The organism is Mucilaginibacter sp., assembly GCF_036568825.1.
In the GTDB taxonomy this organism is placed as follows: Bacteria; Bacteroidota; Bacteroidia; order Sphingobacteriales; family Sphingobacteriaceae; genus Mucilaginibacter.
The window spans coordinates 64,748-83,145 of record NZ_DATCRU010000073.1; the positions used below are offsets into that span (position 1 = coordinate 64,748).

General features: G+C 42.4%; 16 protein-coding genes. 3 read left to right on the forward strand and 13 right to left on the reverse strand.

What is annotated here, in order from left to right; genetic code table 11:
• Position 1: 1 nt before the first annotated feature.
• Together leuD and leuC are read right to left on the reverse strand one after the other, a co-directional pair.
• Positions 2–598 (reverse strand): 3-isopropylmalate dehydratase small subunit, encoded by a 597-nt coding sequence (gene leuD / locus VIM89_RS16840; protein WP_488157343.1) that lies wholly within the window; start codon positions 596–598, stop codon positions 2–4.
• 98 nt (positions 599–696) lie between these two features.
• Positions 697–2,100: a 3-isopropylmalate dehydratase large subunit gene (leuC, locus tag VIM89_RS16845; protein ID WP_488157344.1), complete on the reverse strand. Its 1,404-nt coding sequence runs from the start codon at positions 2,098–2,100 to the stop codon at positions 697–699.
• 185 nt (positions 2,101–2,285) lie between these two features.
• On the opposite strand from leuC, the gene VIM89_RS16850 reads away from it, so the two are divergent.
• Entirely contained in the window at positions 2,286–2,465 is a 180-nt protein-coding gene (locus VIM89_RS16850; RefSeq protein ID WP_488157345.1) for a hypothetical protein, read from the forward strand.
• Complete coding sequence (locus tag VIM89_RS16855; RefSeq protein ID WP_488157346.1) at positions 2,452–3,018, forward strand: dihydrofolate reductase family protein; 567 nt, start codon at positions 2,452–2,454, stop codon at positions 3,016–3,018. Before VIM89_RS16850 ends, VIM89_RS16855 begins: the two co-directional genes overlap by 14 nt.
• Before the next feature lie 38 nt (positions 3,019–3,056).
• Here VIM89_RS16855 and VIM89_RS16860 read toward each other — a convergent pair whose 3' ends face one another.
• From VIM89_RS16860 to VIM89_RS16910, 11 genes are all read right to left on the reverse strand, one after another.
• Positions 3,057–3,992 (reverse strand): Nif3-like dinuclear metal center hexameric protein, encoded by a 936-nt coding sequence (locus tag VIM89_RS16860; RefSeq protein WP_488157347.1) that lies wholly within the window; start codon positions 3,990–3,992, stop codon positions 3,057–3,059.
• Between the two features lie 25 nt (positions 3,993–4,017).
• Positions 4,018–4,785 (reverse strand): glucosamine-6-phosphate deaminase, encoded by a 768-nt coding sequence (locus VIM89_RS16865; protein ID WP_488157348.1) that lies wholly within the window; start codon positions 4,783–4,785, stop codon positions 4,018–4,020.
• Entirely contained in the window at positions 4,782–5,960 is a 1,179-nt protein-coding gene (gene nagA, locus VIM89_RS16870; protein ID WP_488157349.1) for an N-acetylglucosamine-6-phosphate deacetylase, read from the reverse strand. The genes VIM89_RS16865 and nagA overlap by 4 nt, the downstream gene beginning before the upstream one ends.
• A gap of 3 nt (positions 5,961–5,963) precedes the next feature.
• On the reverse strand, positions 5,964–7,514 hold the full coding sequence (locus VIM89_RS16875) for a beta-N-acetylhexosaminidase (RefSeq protein ID WP_488157350.1): 1,551 nt from the start codon (positions 7,512–7,514) through the stop codon (positions 5,964–5,966).
• Positions 7,515–7,574: 60 nt separating this feature from the next.
• Positions 7,575–8,876: a sensor histidine kinase gene (locus VIM89_RS16880; RefSeq protein WP_488157351.1), complete on the reverse strand. Its 1,302-nt coding sequence runs from the start codon at positions 8,874–8,876 to the stop codon at positions 7,575–7,577.
• Positions 8,860–10,233, reverse strand: coding sequence for a sigma-54-dependent transcriptional regulator (locus VIM89_RS16885; protein WP_488157352.1), 1,374 nt, complete (start codon positions 10,231–10,233; stop codon positions 8,860–8,862). The genes VIM89_RS16880 and VIM89_RS16885 overlap by 17 nt, the downstream gene beginning before the upstream one ends.
• A gap of 115 nt (positions 10,234–10,348) precedes the next feature.
• Positions 10,349–11,530, reverse strand: a complete 1,182-nt coding sequence (locus VIM89_RS16890) for an ABC transporter permease (protein ID WP_488157353.1) — start codon at positions 11,528–11,530, stop codon at positions 10,349–10,351.
• 31 nt (positions 11,531–11,561) lie between these two features.
• Complete coding sequence (locus VIM89_RS16895; RefSeq protein WP_488157354.1) at positions 11,562–12,794, reverse strand: ABC transporter permease; 1,233 nt, start codon at positions 12,792–12,794, stop codon at positions 11,562–11,564.
• 22 nt (positions 12,795–12,816) lie between these two features.
• On the reverse strand, positions 12,817–13,482 hold the full coding sequence (locus tag VIM89_RS16900) for an ABC transporter ATP-binding protein (RefSeq protein ID WP_488157355.1): 666 nt from the start codon (positions 13,480–13,482) through the stop codon (positions 12,817–12,819).
• A 198-nt stretch (positions 13,483–13,680) separates the two neighbouring features.
• Complete coding sequence (locus VIM89_RS16905; protein ID WP_488157356.1) at positions 13,681–15,135, reverse strand: TolC family protein; 1,455 nt, start codon at positions 15,133–15,135, stop codon at positions 13,681–13,683.
• 2 nt (positions 15,136–15,137) lie between these two features.
• On the reverse strand, positions 15,138–16,391 hold the full coding sequence (locus VIM89_RS16910; protein WP_488157357.1) for an efflux RND transporter periplasmic adaptor subunit: 1,254 nt from the start codon (positions 16,389–16,391) through the stop codon (positions 15,138–15,140).
• A gap of 229 nt (positions 16,392–16,620) precedes the next feature.
• On the opposite strand from VIM89_RS16910, the gene VIM89_RS16915 reads away from it, so the two are divergent.
• Positions 16,621–18,378: a family 43 glycosylhydrolase gene (locus VIM89_RS16915; protein WP_488157358.1), complete on the forward strand. Its 1,758-nt coding sequence runs from the start codon at positions 16,621–16,623 to the stop codon at positions 18,376–18,378.
• The last annotated feature ends 20 nt before the right edge of the window (positions 18,379–18,398 follow it).

An 18,398-nucleotide genomic window follows, 5' to 3' on the forward strand; every position in this document is an offset into this window, starting at 1 on the left:
ATTAATACATGCTGTTTGCAGCAAAACCGCCGATCTCTTCTTTCATCGACTGCAGGTAGTCGATATCATCAAAGCCATTAAGCAAATTGTGTTTTTTGTAACCGTTTATCACGAATGATTCCTTATCACCGGTTTTTACGATGGTGATGGTCTGGTCATTCAAATTCACTTCTAATTCGGTTGACGGATCGCCGATCACATTTTTGAATATCTTATCCAAAAACTCCGGGCTTACCTGGACAGGCAGGATACCAACATTGATTGCGTTGTTTCTGAAAATGTCAGCAAAGAAGCTGGATACTACGCAACGGAAACCGTAATCGTAAATAGCCCATGCAGCGTGCTCGCGGCTGCTGCCACTGCCAAAGTTTTTGCCACCTACCAGTATTTTACCGGTATAGGTTGGGTTATTCAGGATGAAATCTTGCTTAGGTGAGTCATCTGAATTATATCTCCAATCCCTGAACAGGTTGTCGCCAAAGCCTTTACGCTCGGTTGCTTTTAAGAAACGTGCCGGGATGATCTGGTCGGTATCAACATTCTCTATTGGTAACGGAACTGCTGTACTCTTTAATATCGTGAATTTATCGTATGCCATTTTTTGTTAGCTGAAAGCTTAAAGCATAAAGCTGAAAGCTTGTGTGATTGCATTATTTTAATTGCTTTGAGCTTTAAGCTTTCTGCTTTTCGCTCGAATTACATTAACTCTCTGGGATCAGTTACTTTGCCGGTTACCGCCGCTGCTGCTGCTACTAACGGGCTTGCCAATAAGGTACGTGCGCCTGGCCCCTGGCGACCTTCAAAGTTACGGTTGCTGGTACTTACCGCATATTTGCCTGCCGGAACTTTATCATCGTTCATTGCCAAACAAGCTGAACAACCAGGCTGACGTAATTGGAACCCAGCTGCATTCAGGATATCAAGAATACCTTCTTCTTTAATCTGGCTTTCTACAATATGTGATCCCGGAACCAGCCATGCAGTAATATTATCTGCCTTCTTGCGGCCTTTTACCAATGACGCAAAGGCCCTGAAGTCTTCAATACGGCCGTTGGTACAGCTTCCCAGGAATACATAATCAACCGGTTTGCCGATCAATTGATCGTCTTCATGAAAGCCCATATAATCTAATGATTTTTTGTAAGATGCTGCACCATCTTTTACTTCAGCAGCAAAAGGGATATGGTGCGTAATACCAGTTCCCAGACCTGGGTTGGTACCGTAAGTGATCTGAGGCTCGATATTATCAGCATGATAATTCAACTCCAGATCGAATTGAGCATCTGCATCAGTTTTTAAAGTTTTCCAGTAAGCTACGGCTTTATCCCAGGCTTCGCCTTTTGGAGCAAGTTCTCTGCCCTTTAAGTAAGCGAAAGTAGTTTCATCAGGAGCAACCATACCACCGCGTGCGCCCATTTCGATAGAAAGGTTACAAACAGTCATACGGCCTTCCATGCTCATGTTTTCAAATACCTCGCCGGCAAACTCAATAAAATACCCTGTAGCACCGCTCGCAGTGATTTGTGAAAGAATAAATAGAGGAACATCTTTAGGAGTAACTCCTTTGCCCAGTTTGCCATTAATAGTAATACGCAATTTTTTAGGCTTCGGCTGCATAATGCATTGTGAAGAAAGCACCATCTCAACTTCCGAAGTACCAATACCAAAAGCAATAGCGCCAAATGCACCGTGTGTTGATGTATGTGAGTCACCGCAAACGATGGTCATACCCGGCTGGGTGATACCATTTTCCGGACCGACAACGTGTACGATACCGTTTTTAGGATTATTCAATCCCCAATGTGATATACCATATTTGGCACTATTTTCTTCCAGGGCTTTTAACTGATTAGCCGAAAGCGGGTCCTGCACAGGCAAATGCTGGTTAATCGTAGGCGTGTTGTGATCGGCAGTTGCGAATGTTCTGTTCGGGTACATTACTGAAATGCCCCTGGTCTTCAATCCGAGGAAAGCCACCGGGCTTGTCACCTCGTGAATAAAGTGCCTGTCGATAAATAATACATCCGGGCCATCCTCAATCTTCCTCACCACATGTGAGTCCCACACTTTATCAAACAGGGTACTTGGACTAGTGCTCATTTTATTAAGTATTTGAAATTAGTTTTATAATCTTCGAAAACAGAGGTGCAAATTCGGAAAAATAGTGGAAAATCACTAATCTTTTTTCAAATTTCTTTGTTTAGACAAAAATGATAAAGAAAATAGCCTAAATACCATAATGGACTAAGGTCTCAAAAGCATCCAAATATAAAGGGACGACAACAATGCTATTAATATCAAATAATATTGTCAGGCTTTTTATCAGAATATCCCGCAAATGGATTTTGTCGCATTTAACCCACCCGATAGTCGGATTTACGACTCACCCGGGGCTGATTATTCCGGGTATATTTGCCTATATCAATTATCAAACGCCAAAAGACAACACTTATGAAAAAGCTTAAATTACAGGTACAGATATCTGTTGATGGTTTTATTGCCGGCCCAAACGGAGAAATGGATTGGCTTACCTGGAATGCTACCGACGACTTTATACAATATGTAACTGAGCTAACCGACTCCTGCGATACCATGCTACTGGGCCGTAAACTAGCAGATGGTTTTATCCCCTACTGGACCGATATTACCACAAGACCGGAAGACCCGCAATATTCATTCGCCCGCAAAATGGTGGATATGCCCAAGATCGTATTTAGCAACACGCTTAAGGAATCAAACTGGGATAACACCGAAATTGCCGAAAGCGCCCTGGTTACCGAAGTAAATAACCTGAAGAAACAGGATGGCAAAGACATTGTGATGTATGGTGGCGCTGAATTTGTTACATCAGTAATAAAAGCCGGTTTGATCGATGAATACCACCTGTTTGTTAATCCAGTAGCAGCCGGAAAAGGCATGTCGATATTTGGCGGGTTGGAGAAACCGGGGCAACTAAAGCTGGCAAAAGCTACTCCGCTTACAAATGGGATTGTTGTTTTATGTTATAGGCCGGCGTAATATATCAGAGAGCCAATTAGTTAATTGGCTCTCTGTTCTTACATAAACGTCAACGAATTTTCGCAATAAATATGTGTCGCTTTTACCGATGGCACATTATCCTTTAACCATTGCAGCATAAATGCGGAGCCTGGTTCTTCACTGGCGATGTGGCCGATCACAGCTAAGGAGATATTGTCACCTTTGGCGCGTGCATCGCGAACATACTCGGCGGTTTCCCACTCTGATATTTCGCCGCATATCAGCAGATCGGGTTTTACTCTACCTATGCCCAGTATTTGCTTTGTACCGCCCGGTGCACCCGGCATCAGTAATACTTTGGTACAATTTTGATTAGGATCACCTATAAATCTTACCTTTTCTACACGCAGTTTATCTTTAACGTGGTTGACAACGTCTTTCACGGTTGTAATAGGAAAAGTCAAGACATTTGGCATATCCTTCCCTGCATATTGTTGCCATTCCAGTTGGTCCAATACACCTTTTAATACGCCATCTGGTTTTAACTGGTGAATAGTATCATGATTGCGCCAAACAGCGATACTATGTTTATTTAGCAGGTCCATTTTATATTTCAGCACATCGTCATCCTTAATCCAATCGGTCGCATCCTGGTGGTTATAAAAAGTAGGTTCATGAGCTATAATGAAGTTCGCACCAAGATCAATCGTTTTACGGATGACATCGATTGTAGCAAACATCGTCGTTACAATACCTGCCACTACCATATCCGGACTTCCCGATTTTAAGGTATCAACTGTACCCGGAAACGGTGCACCGGGCACCTGTTTCATAAACAGATCGATAACCTGTTTTACAGTATAATTCTCAGGCGTATTAACCAGGGTAGCTGCATGACCTATCAAGGGTGATGATAGTACCATACCGGCTCCTACTGCAGTAGCTGCATTATAAATAAACTTCCGGCGGCTTTGATTACCGGGATTACACGACAGATTGTTTTCTGAGATCATAACGGTTTTTGTTATGATCTCAAATTTATGATTTTATCAATGCCGCGCTGTCCTCGTCTAAAAATAAAACTGCGTCCGGATGCCTGCGTAGTACCGAAGCCGGGCATTGCTCGCTGATCTTTTTATACAATGTATTGTAAACAGCAATGGTCTTATTTTTACCGGGAACGATTCCGTAAACATGCTTACCAGCCATTAAAGCGGGAATTGTGAGTGTTATGGCCAGTTTTGGAACGCTGTTTAAATTATCGAAAGTACCATCGGTTACCTGCTGGCGCCTGCACTCAAAATCTAAATCAACGATTTTTACCCGAACCGGGTCGTTCAAATCAGCCACATGGGGATCATTGAAGGCCAGGTGCCCATTCTCTCCTATGCCGAGGCATACAATATCTGAAGGATATTGCTGTAGTAATTCTGCATATCTGCCACATTCTGCAAATGAATCCGGGGCGGTTCCATTGATATAATTCAGCGTGCGAAATGGTAAATACTTAAATATTTTTTCGTTCAGGAATGCCCCAAACTTTTGAGGTGCATTTTCCGGCAAACCGATATACTCATCCACATGAAAAGCATTCACCCTCTTCCAGTCGATGCCGGTTTGTTTAATCAAGGCTGATAAGAATTCGTTTTGGGAAGGTGCCGAAGCAAATACTACATTAGCGTATTCCTGCTGGCTCAATAGTTTAACGATCTGTTCACCCACCGCAGAGGCTGCTGCCTCACCCATTTTCGCTCTATCCTGATATACTTTTACTCTTAAATCGTCTACTTTTAATTCTTTTATCATGTATTCGTGTAAACTATTTTACCATTCACAATGGTGGCAGCAATATGAACATTTTCATCAAAAATTACAATGTCTGCATCATTTCCTTTTTTTAACACTCCCTTTTTTCCCATTTTCATAATTCTGGCCGGAGTTTCGGATGCCATACGCACAGCTTCAACTAAGGGAACGTCTGCAACTTGCACCATTGTTCGTACCAAACGGTCAAAGGTTGCAACGCTTCCGGCAAAAGAATTCCGGTCGGGCATTTTGGCTACGCCATCTTCTACGATCACTTTTGTACCATCCTTTTTGCTGCCTAAAATGCTTTCGCCTGGTGGCATGCCTGCTGCCCGCATAGCATCGGTAATTAGCGCGGTTTTTTGTGATCCTTTGACCTTATAAATTAATTGCAGTAAAGGTTTGGGTAGATGGACTCCATCAGCAATGATCTCCACATCCATGTCATCAATCAGGTAAGCACTTTCAATTACACCTGCATATCTGAATGCATTCCTCCGCATTACACCAGACATAGCCGAATAAAAATGCGTAGCCAAAGTATAGCCATTGTTAAAGGCTTCTATCACATCTTCATAAATGGCATCTGTGTGGGCTATTGCAGGTAAAACATCATGCTCTACCATATATTTGCCGAATTCTATAGCACCTTTCAGTTCAGGTGCTGCACTCCATCTTTTGATAGACTTTGAGGTTGATAATATTTCTTTATACTCTGTAGGATCAGGCTCACGTAAATAGCGTGGATCCTGTGCTCCCCGCTGGTTTATTGCAAAATAAGGACCCTCAATATGGATACCGATAAACTGCGAACCTTTCATATTGAGGTTATTCGCTTCTTCGTAAATCCTAAGCGTTTCTAAAAGATCGTCCTTTTCACAGCTTAAGGTAGTTGGCAGCATAGCTGTTGTGCCATGCTTCACATGCAGCTCCGCTACACCGAGGAAGGCTTCGATGGTGTTATCCATAAAATCATACCCGCCGCCGCCATGTATATGGATATCGATAAAACCAGGAGAAATATATTGACCTTTAGCATCCAGTTCAACCGCATCAGGTGCATCGATGTTCGAGTTGCTGACTTCTATAATTTCACCATTATCAATCAGCAAGCTACCATTCTTCACAATACCACTGGGGGTAATAACTTGTCCGTTATAAATCTTTAAGCGCATAGGTTATTTCTTTCTTGACAAGCGATCATATAAAATTCTGGCCTTGGCGCCTCTCAGTTCATTCTCCTGTGCCAACTCGGATGGGTATAGAACATCCTTGTTGAGATTGTTAAATCGTTTATCAAGTTCAGCCTCATCATCGATCACTTTTTTAAGCTCGTATAGTATTCCAGGGACGCCTGCAATACTAAATTCAGGTGCGTTTGCATGTTTTTCAATAGCCTCATACTGCAGGTAATTGACTCTTATATCAGTCATGAGTTGATATTGCTCAAATTCTTCTTTATTCTTAGACGGGTTTAGTTGACGAAGGATTGCTGATGCTGCGCGTGTGCTATCCAATACGGCATCGATTGATAAGGGATGCTTCGATTGCACTTTACCCTGATGAACCGTGTAAGGCGTCACCTTCAAGGCCTGCCAAAATTGCTTTGCCTGTGCCTCATCAAAACCGTATTGTTCACGGGCATATTTAATAACAAACCGATCTATATCAAGTGGTGTGGTCGATTTTAAACTTTCAAAATATCCGGCGATCAACATATTAAAACCACTGATCGGGTACACATGCCTGATAGCATACAGATCGGTGATCTCGTCCTCGTTCTCAAATACTGCCGAATAGACACCCGATGTAGACCACGATGTCATCACGATACCGTTGTATTTCAGCTTTCGGCACACCGGGATAAAATCACGGATATTTTTAAAATGTTTTTCCCATTGGGTCAGATAATAATTATCCGGATTGGAACGAATGGCGGGCGCACCCCATATTTCGTAACCACTCTCTACCAATTTTTGGTGTTCGCCAAAATTGTTCATATCCCAGCCATAATTCCAGTCAACCAAAATGGTACCCTTAGGCAACAGATTGATCGCCTCAGGATATTTAAGCGCAATGTCGGCCCAAAGCACCGGCTTTTTGCCCATTTTGATGACAATGTTGCAGAGCATGCGGATATAATCAATATACAATTTTGATTTACCTTCTTTTTCAACCTTTGCCTTACAGCGGGCATCGTGACCCAATAAATAGGTCTCATCGCCACCGATGTGGATATATTTTGATGTATGTGTAGAAGCTAATTCAGCATATAAGTCGCTAAAAAGTAAGCTATCCTGTTTAGTTTGCAGCGGGCAAACCTGCGAATAGTCTTTCTGATCTTCGCGCAGCTCTTTATACTTTTCATTGCGAAGAATGTACTCCACGTGTCCAAAGCTTTGCTGTAAAGGAATTACATCAATAGCCAAGCCATTACAATATTTAATAAAATCGACGATCTCCGCCTTTGTATATGCATAGCGGTTAGGTATCAGCGGATGTTTTTCGAATGGATAGGTACCCTCCCACTCCATGATCAGGGTATTGATACCATTATCGCTTAACTTTTTAGCAAAAGCTTTGAGTGCAGGCATTGGCATTACCTGTATCCGCAGATCGAGGTGAAAGCCGCGCACTGCAAATTGATTGTTGGAACCAGGAACTGCTTGTGAAAAAACGGAGGACGAATAAACGAGGAATAAGACAAAAACAAGGAGCAGTTTTTTCATAATGGAATAATTGGTTTCAGCGGATACCAAGTTAAAAAATCTGCTACGAAAACCGGGGGATTATTTGAAGATGATGGTAAATTCTGTTTGCCGATCCGCAACGGTCTTCAATGAAAACTCAAAACCATGATTAATGAGTATTTCGCGCACCAAAGTCAACCCGATACCCTGGCCATCTTTTTTAGTACTATAAAACGGAGTAAACAGATTTTCGCTTTGCTCCGCGCTGATGCCTTTTCCGCTATCTGAAATAATCAATTGTCTTGCGCGCAGATCTATCATAAACTTTATCGTTCCATCTCCTTCAATAGCCTCAATCGCATTCTTTACGATATTAATGAAGGCCTGCTCAAGTTGTAATTCATCTGCAGAAATATAGAATGGCTCTTCACTAAGTTCGGTTTTGATCGTAATATTTCTTTCAGATGCCCGCAATTTCATGAGTTTTACAATAGAATTAATCAGTTCATTCAGGTCGATTCGTTTTTTATTCGCCTGTGGTAGCTTCACCAAATCAGCAAAATTGCGCATAAACAAATTGAGATTTTGATTCCGATCCAAAGCCACCTGTAACGCATCTTTCAATGGGTCAGAATGATGCCCATTCCATAACTGATCGGTTTTTAAAGCTGAATCAATAATAGAATTTACCGGACCAATGGTATTATTTACCTCGTGCGCCATCATACGGATCACCTTGCCATATACATTCTTTTCGGCAGCCAGTATTTCGGCGGTCAGTTCTTCCATCATGATAAAATCCCGTGCAAATCCTCTGTCGATAAAATGAGCGCGTTGTAGTTTATAGGTGGTTGCCCCGCTTAGTTTGATGGTTTTAGTTTCTCCGGCTTTAAGGTTCCGAAGATGTTTTAAAAGATGTTCAGGCAGATCAGTTACCGGGTGATTGATCAGGCTCTTTTCATCGAGGCTGAATATTTGCAAAGCTTTGGGGTTGATCTGCTGGATATTCTGATCATAGTCCAGTATGATTATGCCTGTAGGCGACGTCAGGATCAACTTTTCGAGAAAAAAATGTTGTTCTTCCTGCAAGGTTCGTTCTGTGCGTAACTGATCTATCATCTGGTTATAAACATCAATTAACTGATCTACTTCATGTTTACCTGTCGGCAAAAACTTCACGTTAAAATCGCGATCTTTTATCGCATCAACTCCCTGCATTAATGATTTTAGTGGCTGTATCAGTTGTTTGTATAAACTCCACGAAATACCAATCGAGATCAGGATGAATATCTCGCAGGCGATAAAATAAATACGGTTTTGTTCAAAAATGATCCAGGTGAGCACCAAAGCTATGAGGTGCAGAATGATAACAAATAAAAGGTATTTAGTCCTCAGCTTCATCGTAAGGGATCTGGTATTTATCCAGTCGCCGGTATAGTGCACTGCGTGTGAGGCCTAGTGATTTTGCTGCTCTTGCTACCTTATTTTTATGATATTCAAGCGCGCGTTTTATCATTTCGACTTCCATTTCTTCCAGCGTAATGGCACCAACTCCCGGCAACTGCAAATTACCCTTTTTTACCGGGGATAATTCCAACTGCGAGCGAAAATCATCAATATCCAACACCTCTTTTTTGCTGACGAGGATAGACCGCTCTACCAGATTTTTCAGCTGTCTGATATTACCTGGCAATGGCAAAGCCTGCAGCCACTTCATAGCAGCGGATGAAACAGCCAGCTTTGGACGGTTATAAATCTCTTTCAGATTATTAATAAAGAAATCAACCAGCAGCGGAATATCCTTCGGTCTTTCACGCAATGGCGGTAAAACAACTGTGATCAGGTTGATGCGATACAGCAGATCCTCACGGAAACTGCGGCGGTCCACCATTTCATTCAGGTCTTTATTGGTCGCACAAACCACCCGCACATCAACCGATTTGGTGCGGCTGCTTCCCAAAACCTCATAGCTACGATCCTGCAATACTCGTAAAAGCTTTACCTGGCTGCCGGCGTCAAGGTCACCGATCTCATCCAAAAATATAGTGCCTTTGTTGGCCATTTCAAATCGGCCCACCCTATCAAACCGGGCATCGGTAAAAGCCCCGCGCACGTGGCCGAACATCTCGCTCTCAAACAATGAGGTGGAAATTCCGCCAAGATTCACCTTGATAAATGGCTTATTTCGGCGTAAACTGTTGTGATGTATAGCCTCGGCAATTAGCTCTTTCCCTGTACCGCTCTCTCCCATCACCAGTACCGACGCATCTGTTTCTGCTACCCTGCCGATGGTTTCCAGTATATCCAGCATTTTCGGGTCTTCGCCAATAATATGCTGAAAGTTGTATTTACTGTCTAACTGCTTACGGGTGCGGTGCTCCGCTTTTTTATCCTGGAGGTCAATCAGTGTTCTTACCGACTGCAATAGATGCTCGTTGCTCCAGGGTTTATTGATGAAATCATTGGCGCCCAGTTTCATCCCTTTTACCGCCAGTTCAATACTTCCCCAACCGGTAATCAATATCACGGGTACAATAGGATTGATCTTTTTGATATTCTCCAGCAAATCCAGCCCCTCTTTTCCTGAAGTATCAATAGAAAAGTTCAAATCGAGAATGATCAGTTCAGGATTTCGTTTTTTAATGATGCTCAAAGCCTCGCCGGGCAAGGGCGTTCCCTCAGCCTCGTAACCTTCACTTTTGAGGAGCAAAAGCAACGAGGTGCGTACGGCGATATCATCATCAATGATCAGTATCATATTTTGTTACAAGTATAAGCAAATCGTGCCTCACCTAAATCCTCTCCAAAGGAGAGGACTTTAAAAAATCTTGGTTAATAAGCCCCTCTCCACCTGGAGAGGGGTTGGGGTGAGGCTATTCTTCATGCAATGCCACAGCCGGATAAATAGCCGCCGCCTGTTTACCGGGATAAAGCGAGCAAATGAGTACCAACAGGTAAATAAATATGATCGAAAGGATCATCGCAACAATGTATATCCCGGCTTTGAGATTGAAGACATTTAGTAGCGGAAACTGAATCGCGAAAAATGTCCCAACGATCAAAGACAACGTAGCCAAAATCATTGATTCCGAAACCAATTGTGAAGACACTGATTGTCCCGAGGCGCCTATCGCACGCCGCAAGCCGATCTCGCCTTTCCGCTTATTAATATTGTACCAGAGAACTCCGAATAGCCCCAAAGCGACGTTTATTACCAGGAAGCATGCGACGATCAGTGTTACAATCATCGGCACAAGGTTAAACAAATTGGCGTTTCTGCGCATGGTTGTCATATGTCCAATCTCGATATTCGAGTTTCTCATATAGTTGGCCAGCGTTTTATATAATTTGCCTTCAAAAGCAGCATCGGCATCAGGTGTAACCTTTATCATCATTTTGGCCAGCCAATGATATGATCCGGTATCTGTTCTTTTGTAAATGGCGGCTTTTGCAGGTGAGTAGTCGCCTTTTGCTTTAACGCCCTGTATTACACCGATTACCCTCAAATCAAATTTCTTGTCCTCTGTACCTACCATTTTTCCAATAGCTTCCTCGGTGCCAAATAATTTTTCCCGTGCTTCATCGCTGATGATGACAGGTTGGATCTTTGCGTTAGCATCAGCTTTATCAAACCATCTGCCTTCCAGCAACCGCAGGTTCATAGCATTTTTATAATTATCGTCGGCTATATAATTGTCCCCATCCGCAACAGCATTTTTATAGTGGATGTTTCCTGTCCATTGATTTTGTGACAACGGAACATTGTCGCTGCAAAAGCTAACTTCTTTTACCTGTGGCATCGACTTAATTGTTTGCCTTAAATTTTCGTAAAAAACGTTGAGCGAATCGGTGCTTTTGGTTTGATAAGTATTATTATAGTTTACAACCCACACGTTTTCATAATTAAAACCCATGGTCTTTTTATAGTTATTATAATAGTAAACCATTAACGTAAACACCGCAAATATGACCAGGAACGAAACCAGCATCTCAGACATCAGCAGGAAGTTTTGTTTCTTCTTGTTCCAGATCAGTTTAAATAAGTGCTTTATCATAATATCTCTATTTAAATTGTTCTACATGAATTTATTGCGCCTTTAAGGCAGTTACTACATTTAATTTCGACATACGCCAGGCCGGGTAAACCCCGGATATCAATCCGAAAACGAGGCAAACCAGCAAACCGATAAACAATACGGTAAAATTGACTGTCAGCTCAAGATTAGCTATCAGGTGGGCGCTGTTGATTATTTGCAATACAATAACCGACAGTATCACACCAATTGCACCACCTAATAAAGTGAGGATGATATTTTCGACGATAAACTGGTAAACCAGCGTACTTGATGAGGCCCCGAATGCTTTACGCACTCCAATTTCTGACGAACGCTCCATAATGCGGGTGATATTGATATTCACCAGGTTGAGCGTTGGTAAAATCATCAATATAAAAGCAAAAATGCCGATAGCAGTGACTGCAATGAAAACCCCGGAATGCCTGTCGTCTCCGGTGTCGACATACGATCTGATATAAGTATCGGCATGACTGCTTACCTTATCAAATTGCTTTTGCTCAGGAGGCAGGCTCTTTACCAATTGTTCGTATTCATTATGTATTTTATCGAGGTCATCTTTTGAATTTGCCAGTAAAATTCCAAAGTATCCGCCCTGGTATCCTTTGTTGCTTTTATAACCGCCGTCTTTAGCAACGGTATAAGGCAGGTAGATATCGCTATAGGTCATGTAACTGGTTATCGGTACATTTTGCACAACTCCTATTACCCTGTATTTTACATTATCTGCCTCAATGTATTGGCCAACCACGCTTGGTACATCGCCGAAGTACTCTTTTTTCATATCCGCAGATATGACCGCAACCTTATCCGAATTGACTACCTGCTGTTTGTTAAAAGCCTTACCTTCAAGGAAATCGTAATCCAATACATCCCAATACTCTGCATTGGTAAACTTATAATTTACTGCAATTTTCTTATTGTTGACATAGGTGTTTGTACCATTAAATATTGATGAAATGGCTATAGTAACCGGCGTTTTTATCGCCCGAGCATAGTGATCCAAAAAGTAAAATGACACCGGGCCTGATGACATCGTGTTTTTCCCCATTTGCGATATGCGCGAAATATAGAGTGACCTGTCCCGCTTTTTATCAGGGTAGTTATCACCTACCACTTTATCGATAAATGCAGTTAAAACCAGCAGGATGGTTAGCGTGAAGCTGATACCAAACAGGCTGATAAAGGTGAAGAACTTTCTTCGTCTTAAAACTGCAATGGCTATTTTGAAATAATTCTTAAGCATGATCTTTTCTTCTTAATGGTGATTACTGAACCTGCGACCCGTCAAATAAGCGCACCAGGCGATGAGTCTTATGGGCCATATTCTCATCGTGTGTTACCATCACGATGGTAGTGCCGTCATTTTTATTCAGTTGTAAAAGAATATCCATGATCTCGTTCCCCATGGCGCTGTCAAGGTTACCGGTAGGCTCATCCGCCAAAATAATTTCCGGGTGACCAACAATAGCCCTTGCTATTGCTACACGCTGTTTCTGTCCACCTGAAAGCTGTGACGGAAAATGCTTTACGCGGTTTGACAAACCCACTTTAGCCAGGGCCTCAGTAGCCAATTGTCTTCTTTCTTTAGCTGTTGTGGAGCGGTACAACAGTGGCAGTTCAACATTATCCAACACCTGTAGGTCATTGATGAGGTGGTAGCTCTGGAAAATGAATCCGATCTTTTTATTGCGGAACTGTGCCAGTTGCTTGTCATTCAAGTTAAGAGTTTGTTGATTGTCGATCTTCACTTCACCTTTTGATGGCTCATCCAAAAGCCCCATGATGTTGAGCAATGTACTTTTGCCGCAACCAGATGGGCCCATTATGGAGAGGAATTCGCCTTTGGCTATTTCGAGGCTTACTTTATTAAGTGCCAATGTTTCAACCGTATCGGTACGGTAAACTTTTTCAATGTTTTGTAAACGTATCATATTGTGTTGATGGTTATTTGTTGTTATTTATAGTTGATTTTCTCGTTCGTATAGTTGACTCACCCGGTCATTGCTTCGCTCGACCACCCTCTCTCCGCTACGCGCAAAGAGGGTTGTTTCTATTTTTTTACCTCTTTACCGCTTGCGGTAGAGAGGTCGACCAGCGTAGCGTAGTCGGGTGAGTAGATTCTGCATTATTCATTTATAATTGATTTTTTCATTTTTTTCAAAGTCGAACAGCGACAGGTAACGAAGCTGATAATAGGCTCCCCAAAAGTCGCGCAAGGCGGCTATATAATCCCTTTTTGCCTGGTCATTTTCCTGGAAGGCGATGCTTAGGTCGGTAATGCTTAGATTACCTAAAACATAGCGTTCCTTTGCAATCTTATATTTTTCGCCCGCTATGCTGTCGGCCTGTGCGGTTAAAGCTACCTGCTCTTTCATCTGGTTAAATAAGGTTACCTGGGTAACTATTTGCTGTTTAAAAGTTTGCTTGTCCTGCTCTACTGCGTATTCGGTAAATTTCTCATTCGCTTCAGCTGTCTTTATTTTTGATTTAGATCTGCCCCAATCCAATACAGGTATCGAAAATGTCAGTTGCACCAGCTGCTGATTTTGTGGCGAGCGGTAAACATCAGGTATGTTGGGCGCAGTATTAGAAAAACCAAGATTTGCAGTTAATGAAGCTGTAAGCCCGGTTTGACCCCTTGCTATGGCAACATCGCGTTTCGCTTCTGCTATCCGGCGTATAAAAGCAATTGCATCCGAGCGGTTAGCATAAGCTTCGGTCAGAACCCTATCTGAGGTGACATTCATATCGCTGATGGTCTCAGGTAAAACAAGTTCGATTTTGTCACTCCCTTCCTGGCTAATATAACTGCGCAATGTCAATGTAGAAACTTCTATATCCCGTTTGGCTATCCCCACTGCTTTTTTTGCATTCAGAAGCTCTAGCTGGAGCTGTAAGATCTCATTCCGGGTTACTTTACCCAGATCGAATTTCATTTTGGCGATCTTCAGGATGTTCTCGGTATTGGTATAGTTGGTTTGAGCGATTTGCAGGTTTACTTGTGCGAGTAACAAGTCAAAAAAGTACCCTTCAGCTGTTATCGATATTTGCTCCTGGGCCTCGATGTAAGCTTGTTTGCTTTCGTTATACAATAATGGCTGTATTTTTCTGTCCCATTTTAAACTATTGTACTGCCCGATAGGCTGACTGACCCCTATTGCATAAGGCACGCCATTGTACAGCACATTATGCCTGTCGAAATCATCAAAGCGCTGCAACTGGCTTTCTCCATAAATAGTAGCGCCGGTAGCTGTAATAGACTGGCTAAAATTGAGCGTCATCTGCGAATTATCATTATGCACCTGTTGAAACAGGATAGTTCCGTCAGGTTGAACTACCGGGGTGGTTGTTTTACTATAGCCCGGTAAATTACCGGTTAGGGATAGTTGCGGATTATAATTTGATTTATAAGTTCTCCATTGCCAGTACTTGGTTTCGCGAGTGGTAACAGCCTGCTTTGAGGCAATAGAATTACCCTTCGCCAACTCAACAACATCGTGCAGCGAAAGCCTTATCGTATCGCCGCCAGAGCAAAATGCTCTTTGGCTGATTAGTACCAGTAATATGATGTATAGATATTTCACGATCAATTGCCTTTAACAGTTAACTCCTTCGAATTCTTAAACTCCGTCATATCCGAAGTGATCACCACATCGCCGGGCTTTACGCCGTCTTTCACTTCTACAAAATCAAAATTGCTAAGCCCGGTATGTACACTTCGTTTCTCGGCTTTACCATTGCCATTAAGCACAAAAATCTCCTGTGGACTTGCGCCCTTAAAGGCCGGACCATTAGCCACACGCATTACTTTGTTGTGTACTGCCGTCACCAGGTACACATCCACTTTCATATTAGGGCGGAGTTGTTTGTTGTTGCGTTCCTCCAACTGAATATCGAAAGTGATAATGCCGTTTTGCACCGATGGGTACACGTTTGACACACTTCCGCGCAGCTGGATATCATTAAAGCGAACGATTACAGGCATACCATTGTGCAACTGATCAAGGTAACTGTCAGACAAACTGCCGGTCACCTTGAAACTACTCAAATCGGCTATCTTGGCCAGCGTTTCGCCTTCTTTTATATTGGCACCAATGTTTTTGTTGACGTAAGTAACAACGCCACTACGGGTTGCTACCACATTTGCCAGGTTTAGCTTGCGTTGCAGTTCATTCAGATCATTTTGCTGGATGGCGGCGGCTATCTCTGCCTCCTTTTCTTCCAGCTGCATGGTTTTTTGCTTGCTTTTTAATTCATTCTCGATCTGCTTCTTTTCCAGTTGAGCTACCTTCAGATTTAACTCGGCTTGTTCGATATCCTCACGTGTACCACCGCCGGCTTTGAATAGTCTTTTGGCATTCTCAACTGCATCGGTCAGATTGCCTATGCGAAGTTGTTTGATGTCGTTGTTAGATTGAATATCATAGTAGCTTTTTTCCAGGTCGAGTTTCAATTTGCTGATATCATTCTTCTTGGTCTCTAGTTGGAATTTCATTTTGGCGTAGTCATTTTCAGCAGCTGACTTATCAAGTGAAAGAATAGATTGCCCGGCTTTTACTTTACCGCCTGCGTCGGTTACTACATTTTTTATCGAAGCATTTATCGGGCTGGTGATCACTTCCTCAAACTCAGGTAACACTTCACCAGAGGCATTCAGGGTATTCTCAACATTCCCAATTTCTACTTTAGCCGTGTTGATCTCAGAAGCATTTACAGTAGAGCCCAGCCACATCCTGATCAATACAATGATGACGATTATAATGGCTATGGCAATAAGGCCATAGATGATCCCTTTTTTTCTTTTTTGTTGTACTACTTCCGCGGTGATCTCGGTATCCATATTATAAATTTTACCCAGTACCTTGCAATACCTATACCAAAATCAAATAACTGATTTATAGCTATTTGCAATAATTACCCTCCAAAAAAGCGTTCGATATCGGACAAAATATTTGATTATGGACAGAATGCGAATAGATTTACGAAGTTTTAAAAACTTCGTAAATCTTTACTTCAGCCTTCAAACTAGGTATATTAGTCGTGTTATTCCTTTATTATAAACCCCTCTTATGAAAAAACTGTCCGGCTATCTTTTAATGACCATATGTCTATGCTTTTTCGTGCAGGCACAAGCTCAGCAAAAGCGCCTTACTTACTGTAATCCTCTCAATTTGGATTATGCATATACGCCTTTTAAAAACTTCTCAAAATGGGGACGCCACCGTGCAACAGCAGATCCAACAGTTACCCTATTCAAAGGCAAGTATTATCTGTTCTCAACCAACCAATTTGGATACTGGTACAGCGACGATATGCTGAACTGGCATTTTGTTTCGAGGAGTTTCCTTCGCCCTTATAATGAAAACCAGGGTGATAATCTTTGTGCCCCGGCTACTTTGGTGTTGGGTGATACTTTACTGGTGATCGGCTCGACCTACAATAAAGATTTTACCCTTTGGATGAGCACCAACCCAACCAAAGACGAGTGGAAAGCAGCCAAAGATTATTTCAAAGTAGGCGCCTGGGATCCGGGGATGTTTGCCGATGACGATGGGCGGGTTTACATTTATCACGGCTCAAGCAATACGCTGCCATTGTATGGACAAGAGATCGACCGTAAAACATTTGAACCGATTGGCCCGAAAGTAGAAACACTTCACCTGGATTATAACGAACACGGTTGGGAACGCTTTGGCGAAAACAACGATAATGTGTTCCTTGGTGGATTTATGGAAGGATCGTGGATGAATAAGCATGATGGTAAATACTATCTGCAGTTCGGCGGTTCGGGCACAGAAGGCCGTGGTTATGCAGACGGTGTTTATGTAGGCGATAAACCGCTCGGACCATTCACTTACCAAAAACATAACCCGTTCTCTTACAAACCGGGTGGCTTTGCCAAAGGAGCTGGCCACGGGGCTACCTGGGCGGATAAATATGGTAACTACTGGCATATATCTACCATGGTAGTAAATGTGAAGAATAATTTTGAACGCCGCATCGGATTTTGGCCTGCGGGGTTTGATAAAGATGGTGTGCTTTATTGCAATACTGCTTATGGAGATTATCCGCAATACCTGCCAACAGGAAAAGAAAATCACCTAAAAAGTAATTTTACAGGTTGGATGATCTTGAACTACAATAAACCTGTAGAAGTTTCTTCAACGCTCGGAGCATTCGAACCAAATAATGCAGTAGATGAGGACATAAAAACTTACTGGTGCGCCAAAACAGCTAATAAAGGCGAATGGCTAAAATCTGATTTGGGCGAAGTAAGTACGGTAAACGCGATACAGGTAAATTACGCCGATCAAGATGCGGAGTTTCTCGGTAAATCGCATGGTGTTTATACCCAATACATTATTTACTCCTCGGTAGATGGTAAAAACTGGAAAGTGCTAATTGATAAAAGCAAAAACAAAACCGATGTCCCGCATGATTATATCGACCTGAAAACGCCTGTTAAAGCTCGTTATTTAAAGATCGTCAATATTCACATGCCTACAGGTAAGTTCGCCTTATCAGGCTTCCGTGCCTTCGGTAAAGGTGCTGGTCCAAGGCCTGATACCGTAAAAGAATTCATGGTGCTTCGCGGCGATACGGAACGCAGAAATTCCTGGATCAGGTGGGAGCCTGTAGATAATGCTATTGGCTATACCATTTACATGGGCATCGCACCGGATAAGCTGTATAACAACATCATGGTGTATGGTAAAAACGAATATTTCTTTAATGGCATGGAGAAAAGTCTGCCTTATTATTTCCAAATCGAATCTTTTAATGAGAATGGGATATCGAAGCGGTCAAAAGTGATTGAAGTTAAATAGAAAATGCTCCCGACAATTAG

Excerpts from the sequence above, each read along its gene's own strand:
- VIM89_RS16850 (WP_488157345.1), top strand. The coding sequence starts at position 2,286 with ATGCTATTAATATCAAATAATATTGTCAGGCTTTTTATCAGAATATCC.
- VIM89_RS16880 (WP_488157351.1), bottom strand. The coding sequence starts at position 8,876 with ATGAAGCTGAGGACTAAATACCTTTTATTTGTTATCATTCTGCACCTC.
- VIM89_RS16860 (WP_488157347.1), bottom strand. The coding sequence starts at position 3,992 with ATGATCTCAGAAAACAATCTGTCGTGTAATCCCGGTAATCAAAGCCGC.
- VIM89_RS16890 (WP_488157353.1), bottom strand. The coding sequence starts at position 11,530 with ATGATAAAGCACTTATTTAAACTGATCTGGAACAAGAAGAAACAAAAC.
- VIM89_RS16910 (WP_488157357.1), bottom strand. The coding sequence starts at position 16,391 with ATGGATACCGAGATCACCGCGGAAGTAGTACAACAAAAAAGAAAAAAA.
- VIM89_RS16900 (WP_488157355.1), bottom strand. The coding sequence starts at position 13,482 with ATGATACGTTTACAAAACATTGAAAAAGTTTACCGTACCGATACGGTT.
- nagA (WP_488157349.1), bottom strand. The coding sequence starts at position 5,960 with ATGCGCTTAAAGATTTATAACGGACAAGTTATTACCCCCAGTGGTATT.
- VIM89_RS16865 (WP_488157348.1), bottom strand. The coding sequence starts at position 4,785 with ATGATAAAAGAATTAAAAGTAGACGATTTAAGAGTAAAAGTATATCAG.
- VIM89_RS16895 (WP_488157354.1), bottom strand. The coding sequence starts at position 12,794 with ATGCTTAAGAATTATTTCAAAATAGCCATTGCAGTTTTAAGACGAAGA.
- VIM89_RS16855 (WP_488157346.1), top strand. The coding sequence starts at position 2,452 with ATGAAAAAGCTTAAATTACAGGTACAGATATCTGTTGATGGTTTTATT.
- VIM89_RS16885 (WP_488157352.1), bottom strand. The coding sequence starts at position 10,233 with ATGATACTGATCATTGATGATGATATCGCCGTACGCACCTCGTTGCTT.
- VIM89_RS16875 (WP_488157350.1), bottom strand. The coding sequence starts at position 7,514 with ATGAAAAAACTGCTCCTTGTTTTTGTCTTATTCCTCGTTTATTCGTCC.
- leuD (WP_488157343.1), bottom strand. The coding sequence starts at position 598 with ATGGCATACGATAAATTCACGATATTAAAGAGTACAGCAGTTCCGTTA.
- leuC (WP_488157344.1), bottom strand. The coding sequence starts at position 2,100 with ATGAGCACTAGTCCAAGTACCCTGTTTGATAAAGTGTGGGACTCACAT.
- VIM89_RS16915 (WP_488157358.1), top strand. The coding sequence starts at position 16,621 with ATGAAAAAACTGTCCGGCTATCTTTTAATGACCATATGTCTATGCTTT.